The 17,334-nt window shown below is 50.4% G+C and carries 16 protein-coding genes; all 16 read left to right on the forward strand.

Annotated features, from left to right (window positions below; genetic code table 11):
• The first annotated feature begins 184 nt into the window (after positions 1 to 184).
• On the forward strand, positions 185 to 1,213 hold the full coding sequence (gene trpS / locus FWE06_00005) for a tryptophan--tRNA ligase (protein ID MCL2545562.1): 1,029 nt from the start codon (positions 185 to 187) through the stop codon (positions 1,211 to 1,213).
• A gap of 4 nt (positions 1,214 to 1,217) precedes the next feature.
• Entirely contained in the window at positions 1,218 to 2,144 is a 927-nt protein-coding gene (locus FWE06_00010) for a glycosyltransferase family 2 protein (GenBank protein ID MCL2545563.1), read from the forward strand.
• Positions 2,145 to 2,147: 3 nt separating this feature from the next.
• The gene (locus FWE06_00015) at positions 2,148 to 3,647 is read left to right on the forward strand and encodes a DUF6056 family protein (protein ID MCL2545564.1); all 1,500 of its coding nucleotides are present in this window, start codon (positions 2,148 to 2,150) and stop codon (positions 3,645 to 3,647) included.
• A complete protein-coding gene (locus FWE06_00020; protein ID MCL2545565.1) occupies positions 3,644 to 4,699 on the forward strand; it encodes an undecaprenyl/decaprenyl-phosphate alpha-N-acetylglucosaminyl 1-phosphate transferase in 1,056 nt (351 codons plus the stop codon). Before FWE06_00015 ends, FWE06_00020 begins: the two co-directional genes overlap by 4 nt.
• 74 nt (positions 4,700 to 4,773) lie before the next feature.
• A complete protein-coding gene (locus FWE06_00025; protein MCL2545566.1) occupies positions 4,774 to 5,580 on the forward strand; it encodes a hypothetical protein in 807 nt (268 codons plus the stop codon).
• A complete protein-coding gene (gene rsmB, locus FWE06_00030) occupies positions 5,570 to 6,877 on the forward strand; it encodes a 16S rRNA (cytosine(967)-C(5))-methyltransferase RsmB (GenBank protein MCL2545567.1) in 1,308 nt (435 codons plus the stop codon). The genes FWE06_00025 and rsmB overlap by 11 nt, the downstream gene beginning before the upstream one ends.
• Positions 6,874 to 7,884 carry a 23S rRNA (adenine(2503)-C(2))-methyltransferase RlmN gene (gene rlmN / locus FWE06_00035; GenBank protein MCL2545568.1) on the forward strand — a complete coding sequence of 337 codons (1,011 nt, stop codon included), beginning with the start codon at positions 6,874 to 6,876 and terminating at the stop codon, positions 7,882 to 7,884. Before rsmB ends, rlmN begins: the two co-directional genes overlap by 4 nt.
• 3 nt (positions 7,885 to 7,887) lie before the next feature.
• The gene (locus FWE06_00040) at positions 7,888 to 8,631 is read left to right on the forward strand and encodes a Stp1/IreP family PP2C-type Ser/Thr phosphatase (protein ID MCL2545569.1); all 744 of its coding nucleotides are present in this window, start codon (positions 7,888 to 7,890) and stop codon (positions 8,629 to 8,631) included.
• Between the two features lie 16 nt (positions 8,632 to 8,647).
• Positions 8,648 to 11,227 carry a Stk1 family PASTA domain-containing Ser/Thr kinase gene (pknB, locus tag FWE06_00045; GenBank protein MCL2545570.1) on the forward strand — a complete coding sequence of 860 codons (2,580 nt, stop codon included), beginning with the start codon at positions 8,648 to 8,650 and terminating at the stop codon, positions 11,225 to 11,227.
• Positions 11,227 to 12,171, forward strand: a complete 945-nt coding sequence (gene rsgA / locus FWE06_00050; protein MCL2545571.1) for a ribosome small subunit-dependent GTPase A — start codon at positions 11,227 to 11,229, stop codon at positions 12,169 to 12,171. The genes pknB and rsgA overlap by 1 nt, the downstream gene beginning before the upstream one ends.
• A gap of 80 nt (positions 12,172 to 12,251) precedes the next feature.
• Complete coding sequence (locus tag FWE06_00055) at positions 12,252 to 12,518, forward strand: HPr family phosphocarrier protein (protein MCL2545572.1); 267 nt, start codon at positions 12,252 to 12,254, stop codon at positions 12,516 to 12,518.
• 167 nt (positions 12,519 to 12,685) lie between these two features.
• Positions 12,686 to 14,497, forward strand: a complete 1,812-nt coding sequence (uvrC, locus tag FWE06_00060) for an excinuclease ABC subunit UvrC (protein ID MCL2545573.1) — start codon at positions 12,686 to 12,688, stop codon at positions 14,495 to 14,497.
• 95 nt (positions 14,498 to 14,592) lie between these two features.
• Positions 14,593 to 15,540 carry a phosphotransferase gene (locus FWE06_00065; GenBank protein ID MCL2545574.1) on the forward strand — a complete coding sequence of 316 codons (948 nt, stop codon included), beginning with the start codon at positions 14,593 to 14,595 and terminating at the stop codon, positions 15,538 to 15,540.
• 103 nt (positions 15,541 to 15,643) lie between these two features.
• Positions 15,644 to 16,183, forward strand: a complete 540-nt coding sequence (rsmD, locus tag FWE06_00070) for a 16S rRNA (guanine(966)-N(2))-methyltransferase RsmD (protein ID MCL2545575.1) — start codon at positions 15,644 to 15,646, stop codon at positions 16,181 to 16,183.
• On the forward strand, positions 16,180 to 16,692 hold the full coding sequence (locus FWE06_00075; protein ID MCL2545576.1) for a hypothetical protein: 513 nt from the start codon (positions 16,180 to 16,182) through the stop codon (positions 16,690 to 16,692). The genes rsmD and FWE06_00075 overlap by 4 nt, the downstream gene beginning before the upstream one ends.
• A gap of 126 nt (positions 16,693 to 16,818) precedes the next feature.
• Complete coding sequence (gene coaD, locus FWE06_00080; protein ID MCL2545577.1) at positions 16,819 to 17,325, forward strand: pantetheine-phosphate adenylyltransferase; 507 nt, start codon at positions 16,819 to 16,821, stop codon at positions 17,323 to 17,325.
• Positions 17,326 to 17,334: the final 9 nt, after the last annotated feature.

Consider the following 17,334-nt stretch of genomic DNA (forward strand, 5'->3'; position numbering starts at 1 on the left):
AAGAGTTAGGCGGAAGCGTTGATCACGTCCCGGAAAAAGCAAAAGACTGGAACGGTTATCACTTTTATTTCAGAGATTTAGATGGACATTATTGGGAGATAGCATATTAAACAACTACACCGAATAAGCATTCGCTTCACATGTAGGGAATGGCGTCCCCGACATCCCGCAAAGGAGAAACATCATGCAAAACAACTCGCAGGGGACAGCCCCCAAAACCACCATATTCAGCGGCGTAAAGCCGACGGGCGTGCCGACGCTGGGCAACTACCTCGGCGCCATGAAACATTTCGGAACACTGGGCGATGACCCGGACGTGCTGGCGTTATACTGCGTTGTTGACCTGCACGCCATCACCATCCGTGTACCCCCTGCCGAACTGCGTGAAAATACCCTGACATTGCTGGCGCAGTACATCGCCTGCGGCATGAATCCCCAAAAGTGTGTGCTGTTTTTGCAAAGTCATGTGCCGGCGCACGCCGAATTGACGTGGGTGCTGGATTGCTACACCATGTTCGGCGAAATGTCGCGCATGACGCAATTCAAGGACAAGTCGGCGAAAACGCCGCAAAACATCAATGTCGGGCTGTTTAACTATCCTGTGCTGATGGCGGCCGATGTGCTGCTGTATCAGGCCGACATTGTGCCGGTCGGCGAGGACCAGAAGCAGCACATGGAAGTGGCCCGTGACATTGCCGAGCGGTTCAATAGTGTATATGGCGATATATTTACCATTCCCGCGCCGCAAATGCCTAAGCTGGGCGCGCGCATTATGAGTTTGCAAGACCCGTCGCGCAAAATGGACAAGAGTGACGAAAACGAGAACGCCTACATCAGCCTGCTCGATGAGCCGGACGTGATTATGAAGAAATGCAAGCGCGCCGTAACGGACAGCGAGGGCGGCGTGTATGAGTCGGCGGACAAGCCCGGCGTGTCGAACCTGATGACCATATACGCCCAAGGCGCGGGCATGACAATGGCACAGGTGACGGAGCACTTCGCAGGCAAAGGCTACGGCGACTTCAAGCGCGAAGTCGGCGAGCTTGTGGTAGAACTGCTGACGCCTATTCGAGAGGAAACGGCGCGATTACTTGCCGACAAGGAATATCTGTACGGCGTTTTGCGTGATGGCGCGGCAAAAGCGGCAGATCTTGCCACACCGACGTTAAGAAAAGTATATGAGGCTGTCGGCTTTATACCGCAGGGAGGCTAAACTCATGGAATTAACCATCGTCATCCCCGTATACAACGAAGCATCAGCCATCGCACAGAATGTTGATGCTATTCAAGCGCAGCTCGCCGCTGACGGTATTGCGGCTGCGCTGATTTTGGTCGACGACGGCTCACGTGACGATAGCTGGAAGGTTATCCAAATGTTGGCGGTCGGGCGAGACAATATCACCAGCTTACGCCTGTCACGCAACTTTGGTAAAGAAGCCGCGATTTTCGCCGGCATCAAGCAAGTGCAGACTCAATATTGCCTTGTTATGGATGCCGACTTGCAACATCCGCCGCGCTACATAAAGGATTTTTTGCAAACGGCAAAGGATACTAACATTGACATTGTCGAAGGTATAAAAGCCGATCGCGGCAAAGAAAGTTTGCGCTATAAATTGCTTGCCAAGCTCTTTTACCGTATCCTCCGCACCGTAAGTGGTGTTGATTTAGCAAACTCCTCTGACTTCAAGCTGCTCAATCGCCGGGTGATGGATGTGATCAACAGCTTCGACGAAAAAAGAGTATTTTTTCGCGGTCTGGTTGGATGGAGCGGTTTTGAGCGTGCGCAGATTGAGTTTATGGTCGACGAACGCTCAGGCGGTGAGACCAAATTTTCGACACGAAAACTCTTGGGGATGGCGGTCAACTCTATGCTGTCATATACCGGAAAGCCCATTTACCTTACGCTCTTTTTTAGCGTACTTTTTGGCATCGGGGCAATGATTTTGGGTGTGCATACGCTATATAACTACTTTGCCGGTCACGCCGTTAGCGGGTTTTCAACGGTCATACTATTGCTGCTGACCATTGGCGCGTTGATTTTATTTTCGCTATGTATTATCGGCGCGTATATCGCGCGCATTTATGATGAGGTTAAAAATCGACCGCAATACATTATCTCGGAAACAACAAGAAAAGAGGATTAGTTCATGAGTAAAGAGCAACGCAGGACGATACTGTTCTTGTTGGCGTTTGGTGCGGCGTTTTACGCAATGGCGCTGCATTTTCCGTTGTCGGGGGATGATTGGCAGTGGGGCAGCCATCATGCTATTGAAATTCCGCGGCTTAACGGGCGGTATTTGGGAAACTTAACGGCCATTATGCTGGCGAAAATGGTATGGTTGCGCCCGATTGTAATGGCGATGGCCGTGACGGCCAGTGTCTATTTCGTCTCAGCGATTTCGGCGCGTATATCCGGCGCCAAGAGCCGTGCGCCTATGTTGCTGACGGCGTTGCTGTTTATGTTGCTTACCCCCGCTATAATGCGGCAGGTTTATCCGTGGTCGTCGGGCTTTGCCAATTATGTGTTGCCAACGATGTTTGTGCTCGGCACCATCTTTTTCTTTGTGCGCAAACCGGATGCCAAAGCATGGTACATTGCCGCAGTGTGCGCGTGGGCGATATTAGGGCAATTCTTTGTCGAACATATCACATTGTATGCTGTGGCAGCTTCGTTGTTTGTGACAGGGTGGTATATTGTCAAATATAAGCGACTTCATCCCTTCTTAACGGCATTGACAGCAACATATGTGGCCGGCGCGGCCTTGATGTTCATGCATGGTGCGTACGGTGCCGAGGATTTATACGGCAGTCATCCTATGCCAACGGGGTTGCGTGAACTGCTTGGCAATGTGTCAGAAAATTATTTTGATGTTATTAGTCCGCACGGCATTGCCAATAATATGTTCCTCAATGTGTTGATCGTTGTTGCTGTGCTATTGTTGATTCGATCATCGGACAAACTGAAAACACGATATACGTGGGGCGTGGGCATTGCGGCATGTATATCGCTGTTTCCCGTGTATGTGTTTTTGCGGCAACTTCACCCGCATTTGCCGTACGCAAGACTGGTGCGATATTTTGACGGCGTGATGTCGGCACTGTTTTTTGTTGGGTTTGTTGCAGCGGTCTGTCTGTTTATGCCGCAGAGTAAGCATAAGCGACTGGTGCTTTTCGCGCTGGGTTCAGTGGCAATTTTGCTTGCACCGTTGATGGGCATCAGGCCCCTTGGACCTCGCTTATTTTTTATTGTGTATGCTATGTTGGTGCTCGCTGCAGTGAGTGTTATTATGCATCTCAAAGAGCGCAGATTGTTGCCGCAGAGTAAAATGTTGGCTGACCTTTGGCGTGTGGCGGCAAGTGTTGCATTGGCGGCAATGTTCGTTATGTTTTTTGGTGTGTATCGACGTATCCACAACGCCGCTGAACAGCGACAAGTATTTATTGAGCAACAGTTAGCACAAACTGATTTGACGCAAGAAGAGGTTTGGATTTATATGCCGCATTTGCCGTTCGAACATTACGTTTGGGTCGGCACGCCGACGTCATATTGGAATGGGCTTATGTATCGGCGGTTTCATAACATACCCAACAATGTACGATTTAAATTCATTTCATATGATGATTGGCAGCGAGGAAACTTCTCATGACACATACGCACTATACACTTATCATGCTTTTTGTGGCTGGCTTGGTCGCTTTTGCAGCAACGCCACTTGTAGGCAAGTTGGCTGCTTTCATTGGCGCGATTGACGTGCCGCAGGACGAGCGGCGCATGCACAAACAGCCTATTCCGCGCTTAGGCGGATTGGCTGTCTTTGCCGGATTTATCATCGCCGTGTTGGGCATGTATGCCTTGACAGAGCAGTTGGTTATGGATTGGACGCTGGTGTGGATGCTCATCGGTGCGGTAATGATTGTCGTCATCGGCGTCATTGATGACATTAAGCGGTTGACAGCGTGGGTGAAATTCCCTGTACAGGTCGCGGCGGCGTTGATTGCCGTGCTCGGCGGCGCGGTGATTGAAGGGTTTAGCAACCCCTTTGTCGACGGTGCGTTTGTCGAGTTGGGCATTTTTGCCGTGCCAATTTCAGTTATTTGGATTGTGGGCATGACCAATGCCATAAACTTTATCGATGGCTTAGACGGTCTGTCCGTTGGCGTGTCGGCAATTGGTGCGATTACCATTTTTATCGTTGCAGCCATGAAAGGTAACTGGCAGATTGCTTTGTTGATGGCGGCACTTGTCGGCGGGACGCTCGGTTTTTTGCCGTATAATGTCAATCCGGCAAGTATGTTTGTCGGCGACACAGGCGCGACATTTTTAGGCTTTGTGCTAGGCGCAGTGTCGATCATGGGGCTGTTTAAGTTTACCGCTATCGTTAGCTTTGCCGTACCTTTGCTGATTTTAGGACTGCCGTTGTTTGATATGTTGTTTTCTATTGTGCGCCGCATTCGAGCAGGTAAAAGTCCTATGGAAGCCGATCGCAGCCACGTCCATCACAAGCTCATTGATATGGGTTTTTCGCAAAAGCAATCGGTGAGCATCCTCTACGCCGTATCAGCAGTGTTGAGTATCGCTGCGGTTGTGCTTGCTGCATTCGATGAAGTGCGCGCCTTGATTTTTCTGCTTGCCGTGATGGCGGTGCTTGGCGTGGCAGCATGGGTGATTGTGACGCTGCGGCGAAATCGTAGATTGTAGAAAAGACGTCTGTGATGCCATGAATAAGGCGCGTTGAGGTCGCCATGCCCGCGAAATAAAAAGGAGGCATTTTTATGTATTCACGAAAGCGTGTTAGAAAAGGTCGTGTTGTCGGTGTTGCTTTTGTTGCGCTATTTGTAGTAGGCGTTGCATTTGGTCTTGCGTGGTGGATTGTGCAGGGTGGTGACGGGGAAAGCGGCGGCGGACTCTTCAACAGACCACAATCTACACCGGCCGGAACAGAGGGAACGCCCCCCGAGCCGACGCCGCCTCCCCGGCCAACCTTAGAGTTGGCAATGAATATCTCAACAGACAATATCGCGGCATTTTTAGAGAATCAGCAGCCGGTTGCTGCCTTTGTCGCTGAAATCCGCGCTGAATACTTTTGGCAACGCAATGGTACACAATCGGCAGCGTTGTACCGCAGATTGTATATCGTGCAAGATGGTGTGAAAATCGAATACACCGACGCCAACGAACATGAGCGGCATGTTTGGTTCAGTGGCGGTCGTGTCTATGAATGGGTTGGGGGCGAGTACGCCCATGCACCCATTGCGAATCCGCTGCAACCCGCTGATTTCCTAAACATTCCTGAAGTTGAAACGCTGATTGTTGACAATCTAGATGGTTTGCGTGAGGTGCGCCGCGAAGTGCGCGACGGACGTGAGTTCATTTTTGTCGAACTCGTTAATGCCTCGACAAATTATCGCTATGAGCTGTATATTTCGACGGACTTCGTTCTACTTGAACAGGCGCGGGTGTATGACGACGCAGAATTGATTTATGAAATGCGCCTTGTTGCGCCGCCGTCGGAGGACGTGCCGGCGTTTGCACGGCCGCAGATAGAAGCGCCGCCGGCTGGAGATAACGATGGAACATGACGTGGCACGCAAAGCGGCGTTGGCGGCGCTAGCGGAGAATCGAAAAAGCGGCACATATATCGAGCGCGCTGTCAATGACGTGACCGAGGGCCTGAGTGCCCGTGACGCTGCGTTTTGTACGTGGCTATGCCATGGTGTAGTGCAGAATTTGACGTTGCTCGACTTCTTCATCGCGCAGAAAGCGGATCTTGCTAAAATTGAGCCGCGGGTATTGAATTGCCTGCGTCTGGGCGTATATCAACTTTTTGCGAGCGAGACAATTCCGCCCTCGGCGGCTGTTAACGAAACGGTCAACTTGGTGCGCGGCTGCGGTGCAAGCCAACGTGCCGTCAATTTCGCTAACGCCGTTATGCGCAACTTTACGAGAGATGAAAACCCGTGGGCTTTGCCGCCGCGAGAGCCTTTTGACGAGTATTGCGCCGTGCGGTACAGCTTGCCAAAATGGATGATACAATGCTTTATCGCGCGATTGGGCGAGGCAGCAGCCGAGGCGTTGTGCCAAGCCTTCCACAGCCAACCGCCTACGACCTTGCAGTTTATGGACGTCAATAAAGAAGAGTTGCGCGCGCAGTTGATGGAGGCGGGCTTGGTTGTAAGCGATAGCCAGCTTTGGTATGAGTGTTTACAAGTTAACAGTGCGGCACGACTGACATCACTGTCGGCGTGGCGTGACGGGCATATTTGGGTTGCTGATGTTGGCGCGATGCTGGCTATTGAGGCGGGCGGCGTACAACCCGGCATGAAAATTCTTGATGCCTGTGCTGCGCCGGGCGGCAAGACATTTGCGTTGGCGCGCGCGCTGAACGGTACGGGGCATATTACGGCTTGCGATGTGCAAGCAAATAAAGTCAAAGCCTTGCAAGCCGCTGTCAAGCACATGAAGCTGGATAATGTTGACGTGTGTCGTCAAAACGCCAAAGTCTTTGTGCCGCAATGGGAAAATGCATTTGATTTAGTGGTGTGTGATTTGCCCTGTTCAGGGCTGGGTGTTATTGCTAAAAAGCCCGACATTCGATGGAAAGAGGAACATGATATTGCGCATTTGCCGGCCATGCAAGCCGATATGCTTAGTAATTTGAGCAGGTATGTTAAGCCGGGCGGCAAGTTGTTGTATGTGACTTGCACGTTGTTAGAAGAAGAAAACGAGAAAGTGGCCGAGAATTTTACGAGAAAGCACCTTGAATTTGTGCCAAAAAATTTCGAATGCTTAGGACAAACGGCGTCTAGCGTGACGCTGTGGCCGCATATACATGGGATAGACGGATTTTTCTTTGCCTCATGGGAGAAAATACAATGACAGCGCTATGTTTGACGCTTGAAGACTGGCGAAATGCTCTGCCGGATGAGCCGAAATTTCGTGCCGCACAAATTTTCGGCTGGCTGCACAAGGGCATGGATTTTGACGATATGAGCAACTTGCCAAAAGCCTTGCGGGAGTGGCTAAAAAGTCGATTTGGCAGTGCATTTCCGATTATGGAAGATAAGCAGACTTCACATGATGGCACGCGCAAATATCTTTGGCGCATGCAAGACAGTGAAAAGGTTGAAAGTGTTGCCATGCAGTACAGTTATGGCTGGTCGGCGTGTTTATCGGTGCAAGTGGGTTGTCGTATGGACTGTGCATTTTGCGCCACCGCGAAAAACGGCTTTACACGCAACTTATCATCCGGTGAAATTCTGGGTCAACTGCTCGGAATGGCACGGGATATCGGCTCAATGCCGTCTAAGCTGACGTTGATGGGCATGGGTGAGCCCTTAGACAATTGGAATAACGTGCTGGCGTTTTTGCAGCTGGCACACAATCCGGATGGCTTGAACATGGGCTATCGCCACATGTCGCTATCAACATGTGGGCTGTCCAAAGGGTTAGAGCAGTTGTTGCAAGCGGCATTGCCCATTACGTTGTCGATTTCTCTGCATGCGCCGGATGACGCCACACGCAGCAAACTGATGCCTTGCAATAAGGCGATGGGTGTTGAACAATTGATAGATTTTGCAAAAATATATAATGACGAAACGGGTCGCAGAGTCAGCCTTGAATATGTTATGATACAAGGTGTGACTGATGCCGACACGCAGGCGGCGATGCTGGCAAAGTTGTTAAGCGGCTTTGCGGCGCACGTCAATTTGATAGGCTTAAACGCTGTGACAGATTCAGTGTATCGCCCGTCGGACAAAGCACAAGTTAAGCGATTTGCGGCGTTGCTTGAACGGCGCGGCGTGCAGGTGACTGTGCGGAGAAAGTTGGGCGAGGATATTGATGCGGCATGTGGACAATTGAGAGCCGCTGTATACGAGGCGTGACAGGTGGGGAGTGATTTCATGCGTGCGTGGGGCGCAACAGATCAAGGCAAAGCGCGTACCGACAACCAAGACGTGTACTACTTTTCGTGCGACGATGATATGGCGTTGTGCGTTGTTTGTGATGGTATAGGCGGTGCGCGGGCGGGTAAAGTTGCCAGTAAGGTGGCCTGCGATACGGCGGTTGACGAAATTAAACGGCGACGCAAAGCCGGACAAAAGGCGTCGTTGAGCGAAAAGAGTATTGCCGAAGCTGTTGAAATTGCCAACCGCGTTGTTTATCACATGTCGACGACCAATGAGAGTTACTACGGTATGGGCACAACGATGGTGGGTGCACTGATTAGTGGCGGCGAAACGCTGGTGTTCAATATCGGTGACAGCCGGGCGTATTTACTGTCGGGTAGTAAGTTGAGCCGTATCACACGCGACCATTCGGCCGTTGAACATATGGTTGAAAAGGGGGACATTACCGCCGAGGAAGCGCGCAGCCATCCCGATAAAAATTTAATTACCCGGGCGCTGGGTACGGACGAGGTTGTGGAATGTGACTTCTATCCGCTGAAAGCCAAAAAGGGCGAATGGCTGCTTTTTTGCAGTGACGGATTGAATGATATGTTGGATGACAACGAGATGGAAAACATTATGACCCGCGATGCCGACATGAGTGGTTGCTGTAAACGCCTAATCGACGCAGCAAATGCGCGGGGCGGGCTGGATAATATTACGGTAGTTATCGTTGCTTTATAAGGAGGCTTATTTAAACATGGACAGAACAGCAGAACAATACATCGGAAAACTGCTCGACAATCGGTACGAGGTGCAAGAACTGGTCGGCTCGGGCGGCATGGCTTATGTCTATAAGGCGTTGTGTCATCGGCTTAACCGCGTGGTGGCTGTGAAAATTCTCAAAGACGAGTATGTCAATGACGAGGATTTCCGCAGGCGTTTCCACGCTGAGTCGCAGGCTGTAGCGCAGTTGTCACATCCGAATATTGTGTCAGCGTATGATGTGAGCAAAACGAGTGAAGTTGAGTACATCGTCATGGAGTACATCGACGGCATGACGCTGAAACAATATATGCAACGCAAGGGCGCGCTGCCGTGGCGTGAGGCATTGCACTATGTGACGCAAATTACGCGCGCACTCAATCACGCCCACGCACGGGGTGTCATTCACCGAGACATTAAGCCGCACAACGTTATGCTGTTGCGTGACGGCAGCGTTAAAGTTGCCGATTTTGGCATTGCGCGGTTTATGTCGATGCAAAATACACTTGTGCAGGAAGCCCTTGGCTCGGTGCATTATATTTCGCCCGAACAGGCGCGCGGCAGTCAGATTGACGTACGGAGTGACCTGTATTCAACTGGTGTTGTGCTCTATGAAATGCTGACGGGTCGCTTGCCGTACGAAGGCGACTCGCCCATTACGGTTGCCATTCAACATATCAATTCCATGCCGCTCAGCCCGCGAGATATCAATCCCGATATTCCGCTCGGCTTAGAAGAGATCACCATGAAAGCCATGGCACCTAACATCGACGCGCGGTATGCCAACACCGACGAGATGTTGTATGATTTGGAAGAGTTTAGAAAAAATCCCGCCATTATATTTGGCTATCAGCGGAATATGGCCTCTCGAGGGGAAGACGATCCGACAATGGTAATGGCGCCTGCTACGCTTATCCCCGCGCCCCATGAGTTGGGCAACGATGAAGACATGCCGCCGCTGAAAAACAGTGGATATCCCGCCACGGCGAGTGAAGCGGCCGATGGCTTGAACGAAACCGAAGCCTTAATGATGGATCAAAAAAACAAGAAAAAGAAAAAGTTCAACCACACTTTTATCATCGCCGCGGTAGGTGTGCTGGTTTTGCTCGGCGCGTTGACATGGGCATTTGTGGCATTGCTCGGCGGCATTTTTAGTCCCAGCACCGGCGATGTTGTACCGGATTTGGTTGGCCAGCACTACGCTGACGTGTTGGCGGGCGCTGAAGTAGATGAGTACGACGAAGAGGGGCATCCTGTACGTCATATCTTGCGTGGTTTTATCATCGAAGAAGAGGGACGTGAGTTTGATAATTCGGACACGCCGACTGTGCCGGGTACCATTATTCGTCAAAACCCGGATGTAGGCACACGTGCCGCGCCCGGCAGTCTTGTAGAATATGTTGTATCACTGGGGCCTGTGCCGGCAACTTTGCGGAGTGAAGACTTCGCGGGGGAAACGCCGGAGGCTGTTCACATGCGTTTGCGCGCGTTGGGCATTGAATATGTTCTCGAGAGAGAGCCCAGCGACGACGTGCCGGAGGGGTTGATTATCCGCATTGAGCCGGACGATGTCGCCATTGCCGCACTGCAAGATGGCGAAGTGTTGACACTGGTCGTCAGCGAAGGCCCGCCGCCGGTAGAAGTGCCTAACGTCATGGGGTTGAATATCACGGCAGCCCAAGCGCTCTTGGAAAATCTGGGGTTGGTGCTTGCTCCGAACATCTATGTGGTGGGATCTCTCGGACAGGCTACTGGAACAATTACTGGGCAAGACCCAGAGCCGTTTACTGTAGTTGACCGAGGGGCGGCGGTGCAGTTGACGATAGTCGATCCTGACAACGCCGAAAGCGGCGAAACTGTCCCCAATATGGTGGGGAGTACTATGGAGGCAGTGCGCGGTAATAATCAATGGAATAACACATTCCATATTGTGGAAGCGGGCCAGACAGAATACAGTGACGAACATGCTGCAGGGCGTGTGATTCGACAAAATCCGGCATCGGGTACACGCGTAGAAGCCGGTACGACGATCACTTTGACAATCAGTCGCGGTCTACGGGCAACGGTGCCCAGTATTCAGCAAGGACTGACCGAGGCGTCAGCACGGCGGGCGCTGGAAGATGCCGGCTTGACTGTTAATGTTCAACGCGAGTATTCGACGGCTGTCAACGCCAATCACGCCATTCGCACTGATCCGGCGGCAGGCGCGCGCCTTAATCCCGGCACTAGTGTGACCTTATTTATCAGCAACGGACCGCAGCCGCAGCCGTCGCCGCAACCATCACCACAGCCGTCACCGCAACCATCTCCGCCGCCCAGTCCACAACCGTCTCCGCAGCCGCAACCAATTACGCGAACGATGAATATTGCTATTCCGGCTGCTTTTGATGGCGGCGATGTGTTGGTGCGTGTCACGCGTGGTGCGGTGGTTGAATTTAACCAAACCATCAGTTTTGATGCCGCCAATGGTCGATTTATCCTGGCGGTTACAGGGTTGCCAACGGAGGTAATCATGGTAACGTTTGACGGCGGACATCCGCGGAGCTTTGCCTTGCAGGATACACCGACGAGCTGATGAGCGCAGGCACGCTGGTCAAATATGTCGGCGGGTTGGGTACGGTGCTGCTTGATGATGGACAGATACTTGGAAAGGTGGCTCTCCGCGGCATATTTCGGCATGATGAAATTAAACCATTGGTGGGGGATAAAGTATGCGTGTCATGTGACGATAGTGTGAGGATTGACGAAATTCTCCCGCGTCGCAATGTGTTGGTCCGTCCGCCGATCGCTAATGTCGATTGCCTTGTCATGGTACTGTCCGAAGCACCGCCCAAGAGCGACCCTATGCTGGCCGACAGCTTGACCGTTACGGCAGAATGCTATGGCATTGACGTAGTGATTGCCGTCAACAAGTCAGATATCGACGAGGGGAAGCATTGGCAGGAACGCTATGCCGCAAGCGGGTATCCCGTCTTTGCCGTAAGTGCCGAAACAGGCAGCGGTATCGCTGGCTTAAAAACCGTATTGTGCGGCAAGATAGTGGTATTGGCAGGCAAGTCGGGTGTTGGAAAATCGAGCTTGCTCAATGCGCTGTTTCCCGATTTAGCGCTACAGACTGGAGAAATCAGTGAGCGATTAAAATTGGGCAAACACACCACGCGGCACGTTGAATTGATTTCTTGTGACTGCAATACTAAACCAAGTCAAGAGCAGATAAAAGCGAACACAACATCATCAATAGAACGTCAAGGTGATTCGGCATTGTCTGCGGCGTCGCGCCGTAGCCTGATTGCCGATACGCCCGGCTTTACCATCTATGATCCCACTTGCATCAAGGGGAAAACGCCCGGTGAGTTGGCCTATTGCTATCCCGAAATGCGGCCGTATATTGATCAATGCCGTTATCGCAGCTGTCGTCATGAGCGTGACGAGGGCTGTGCTATCTTGCAAGCCGTGCAAGACGGTAAAATTTCGCCTGAACGACATGCGACTTATGTTGCGTTGTTGGCTGCACTATGATATAATAACATTGTAAGGTAAGAATGAGACCTTGCTTTACAATGTGAATCTATTGACCATTTATAATGCGGAGGACAACGATGTATTCCAAAGAATTTACCATCAACAATCAAATCGGGTTGCACGCGCGTCCGGCTACTTTTTTTATACAAAAAGCCAACGAGTTCCGTTCCAGCATTCATGTAGAAAAAGGCACGCGTAGCGTCAATGCTAAGAGTTTGCTCGGTGTGTTATCGCTCGGCATTGTGCGCGGCACGGCAATTACCATCATCGCTAATGGTGCTGACGAAGAAGAAGCTGTCAATGCATTGGGTGAGATGATAGAAAGTGATTTTATGGAAGCGTAAAGCCGCCGCGCAAGAGGCGTGACAGAATAGAACTGCCGAACAGCCGCCTCAGCAAAAATGGAGTCCTGGAAATTTTCGCGTAGTTGCCACAGGCACCGGAGTCGGAAGTTGGAGCGGGTAAAATTTTGCCGATGAGGCGGCGTTGTGAAGCATGACAGGAAAACCACATGACTGATCGAAAACAAAAAGCCCTTGCGCTGCCGTTAGAGCCGGGCGTGTACCTCATGAAAGACAAAACAGGCGCGGTAATTTACGTTGGCAAAGCCAAGCAGTTAAAAAGCCGCGTTTCGCAGTATTTTCAAGACCATAAGCATGATGCAAAGACGCGCCGCATGGTCGCCAACATCGACGATTTTGATGTCATTGTCGTCAACAGCGAACGCGAGGCATTGGTGTTGGAAGCCTCGTTGATTGTCAAATATAAACCGAAATATAATATTGCGTTGAAGCGGATTAAAGGCTTTCCCTACATCAAAGTGTCGGCGCAAGAGGAATTTCCGAAGCTGTCAACGACGTTAAAATGGGAAAAGGACGGCAATAAGTATTACGGACCGTATATGTCACGCACGAATTCAGAAATTGTATTGCAGAAAATTAGCGAGGCGATGAAATTGCCCACTTGCAAGTACGAGTTTCCGCGTGACATCGGTAAAAAGCCTTGCTTAAATGTACAGATGAACCGCTGTATGGGCATATGCACGGGCAAGATTTCAAGCCAGCAATACCATGCCATTATCGGCAATATTGTGTCAGTGCTGGAAGGAAAATATATGAAAGTTGCCGACAGCTTGCAGGCTGAGATGGAAATGGCGTCTGACGAGTTGAATTTTGAGTTGGCAGCGTTGCTGCGCGACCGTTACAAGGCGATTGTGGCACTGGGACAGCGGCAAAAGGTTGTTAGCGGCAGTATGGCCGACTGTGATGTCGTGGGGTTGCACGAACAGGACGGACGTTGTTGCGTCGCAGTATTGCATTATGCCGATGGCGTGGTGTTTGACAAGCATACTGAGGTGATTGACGCGGTGGTGCACGGCGGTGCATGCGAAACGATGACCGAATTTGTCAAGCAGTTTTACCTGCCGCGCAACCATATGCCGCGAAAACTTTACTTGTCACATGACATAGATGACAGAGATGTTTTTGCAGCCGCGCTGAAAGAGCAGGTAGGGCATACGGTTGAGGTTAATGTGCCGCAACGCGGGCAATATAAAGAGATGACCGATTTGGCAGTAAAAAACGCGCGCGAACAGCTGGAATGGATGACTAGCAGCGAGGAAAAAACCTCGCGTATGCTGGAATCGCTGCAAAAAACATTGGCACTTGATGAAACGCCCAAACGCATTGAGGCGTGTGATATCTCCAACACCGGCGACGTTGGCATTGTTGGCGCGATGACAGTGTTTATTGACGGCAAAGCAAAGCGCAGTGAGTACAAGCTGTTTAAGGTAAAGGACGTTACATCGCAGGACGATTACCACAGTATGCAAGAAGTGCTGACGCGACGGTTCAAACGCTTGCAGGAGCAGAGCGAGGGCTTTGCCAATGCGCCGGATTTGCTTCTGGTTGACGGCGGCTCGACACACGCCGCAATGGCGCGAAAAGTTGTGCGGGAAATGGGCTTTGATATCCCCGTGTTCGGCATGGCAAAGGACGCAAAGCACCGTACCCGCGCACTGGTTACGCCGGACGGCGACGAAATTGGCTTACTTGCGCATTTGTTTTCGTTTATCGGGCGCATTCAAGAGGAAACGCACCGATTTGCGATACAATTTCACCGAAACCAACGCGGCAAGGCGAGTTACAGTTCGATACTTGATAAAATTGAGGGCGTTGGCCCGGCACGCCGTGCGGCGTTGCTGACGCACTTTAAGTCAATGAAGGCCCTGCGCGCCGCGAGCTTAGACGAATTATGCGTGGTTGTGCCATACCCGATTGCTAAAACGGTGCATGAGTTTTTGGGTAGTGAGAATATTTCGTAGGGGCGAACAGTGTTCGCCCGTGAATAATCGCAGGCGTAAAAGCTGCGGGTCGAAAATTTGATTTTCAACACTTCGGATAAGGATAGGAGGTCGCCATGGTATCAGATAACCTATTAGAATTTGCGGCAAAAAACTATGGTTTTGACAAAGCAACACTTCAATTTGTCAGTGACTCAACCAATCAGATTTATGCGTTTCAAAAGGATGGGCAATATTATATCCTAAGATTTTCGAATGGCTCATTTAATGAAACAAAAGCCGAAATGGAGTGGCTATTTTATCTTGCGCAAAACCATATTGGTGTGGGCTTACCGTTGAAAACGATACACGGTGAGCTTGTAACTTCAACACACGAGAATGGTAAGGATTTTATTATTTCCTCATTTAAAGTTGTTGCCGGAATGCCATTTGATAAGAATAATTTAGAAAAATGGAATGAAAAAATATTCTTTAATTGGGGCAAGGTGATGGGTGATATTCATCGTCTTACAAAAGATTTTGCATTTACAAGCAATACCATTACACGCGGCTCATTTGACGGTAGATTCGCGCTTGGCGATAGTGTAAAAAGTTGCCCATCGGTGAATATAATTGTTGAAAATTTGATAAAAGAAATGATGGCACTGCCAAAAGACAAAGACTCTTACGGGTTGATTCACAATGATATGCACCCGTGGAATTTCCATGCAGACGGCGATAGTATCAATGTTTTTGACTTTGATGACAGCCTGTACAGCTGGTTTGCTTTGGATATAGGCATAGCATTGTATCATGGGTTGTGGTGGGGACGTAAGGATGATGCCGGTAATGATTTTACCGATAGCATAATCAAAAACTTTCTCAAAGGATACTTATTTGCAAATAATTTGAGTGATTTTTGGCTTGCAAAAATACCGATGTTTATGAAATTTCGGCAGATATGCAAATTCAGTTGGTTTTTTGACCCTGCAAATATAGATGAACATCAAAAGAAACGAATAGATAACATAGAAAACGATATCCTATTCACAGACTGCGAGATAAAGCCTTCGCTTTTCGAGTAAGCCCGAGGGGCGAACCGTGTTCGCCCATGAATAATCAAAGCGTTTTGGCGTGGTATCATGCCACGGGCGGCAGAATGCCGCCCCTACAAAGGAGGAGCAACACATGAGAGTTATTACAGGACAATGGCGCGGCAGTAAGTTGCACAGCCTGCCCGGCGACGCGACACGGCCGACATCTGATCGTGTGAAAGAAGCGATTTTTAATATTATTCAATTTGACGTCGAGGGACGGCGCGCGCTGGACCTGTTTGCCGGCAACGGGCAGCTGGGTATCGAGGCATTGAGCCGCGGGGCACGGGATTGTGTATTTGTTGACAACAGTCGTGCGGCGGCAGATATTTTGCGTCAAAACGTCGAAAAAGTGCATGCGCAAGAACAGTCACGCGTATTGGTCAAGGATGCATTGGCGTTCCTGCAAGGCGCGGAAGAGCCGTTTGGGTTGATTTTTATTGACCCGCCGTATCGCAGCACTTTCATCCGCAAGGCGTTGGCGTTGATTGCCGAGCGGAATTTACTGCAAGATGGCGGCCTGATTGTCTGTGAAAGCGATATCGATGACCAATGGGAAGCCCCCGCACAATGGAATGCGGTGGAGTATCGCTACGGGCGGGTGAAAGTGACGGTGTACGGGGGGCGGGCATGAAAAAGGTCAGCCGTTTACTATGTATGGTATTGATTTTCATTTCCATACCATTGACTGCAGCGGCGGCACGAATGGTTGAGGATTATGAAATGACCGTGTCGTTTGCGTTTGGTGACCGTACGGGGATATTCAGCGGAATGCTCGATGAAGATGGTCTGCCGCAAGGATTTGGGCGATTTGAATCTGTTAATCCCAGTGGCCTGGGCTGGATATATGAAGGTGAACTTGTTGACGGACAGCTTCACGGACAAGGTACAATCACTTGGGAAAATGGCGATCAAGAGGTCGGTGAGTTTTACAACAGTTTGCTACGGAGTGGATACAGGCGCGATGAAAACCTTTCACGGACGCTTTCTATCCGAGATGGCGTGCTTGTCATCGGTGTTTGGGATTGGACTGTTGTTTTTCTTCCTGTTATCATTCCAACTGTGCTCGGTGTTATTATGATTGCTGTTGGTGTTAAAACTTATAAATTGGCACAAAAAAAGAAAGCGAAGGCAGACTATTGAAATCGAACAACGGCAGGGAGCCGCTTACTGGATGTGTCCGAGCTGCAGCGCACCCAGTCCAAGCCAAGACCGTCATTTTTGCAAGTTTTGCGGTACGGAAAGACCTGTGTAGGGGAGGAATGACCTATGAAAACAGCCATCTATCCCGGCAGTTTCGACCCATTGACGTATGGGCATCTCGACATTATCGCCCGCGCGGCAAAACTGGCTGATACACTTATCGTTTCTGTCATGCGCAACATCGATAAAATGTCGCTGTTTATGCCTGACGAACGTGCGACAATGCTTCGCTGTGCTGTTGACGAGCAAGAGTTGGGGGAAAATATCGAGATTATCACTTCCGAAGGGCTTGTTGCCGACCTTGCGCGGGGGCTTGACACTTATGGTAAACCTGTTATAATAAAGGGTGTGAGGGATGCGCAAGACTTTTATATAGAACAACAAATGGCGGCATTAAATCAGGCAGAAAACATGATGTTGGAAACGCTTCTGCTGCCCGCCAATCCGCAATTGGCGCATTTGAGCAGCAGCGCGTTCAAGGAGTTTGCGCGGTATGGTGGCAACTTAGCGCATTTCGCGCCGGATTTTGTTGTTACAGCGGTAAAGAAAAGAATCACCGAATTGGTGAATTAAACATACGGA

The organism is Oscillospiraceae bacterium (genome assembly GCA_009780275.1).
Classification (GTDB): Bacteria; Bacillota; Clostridia; order Oscillospirales; family UBA929; genus WRAI01.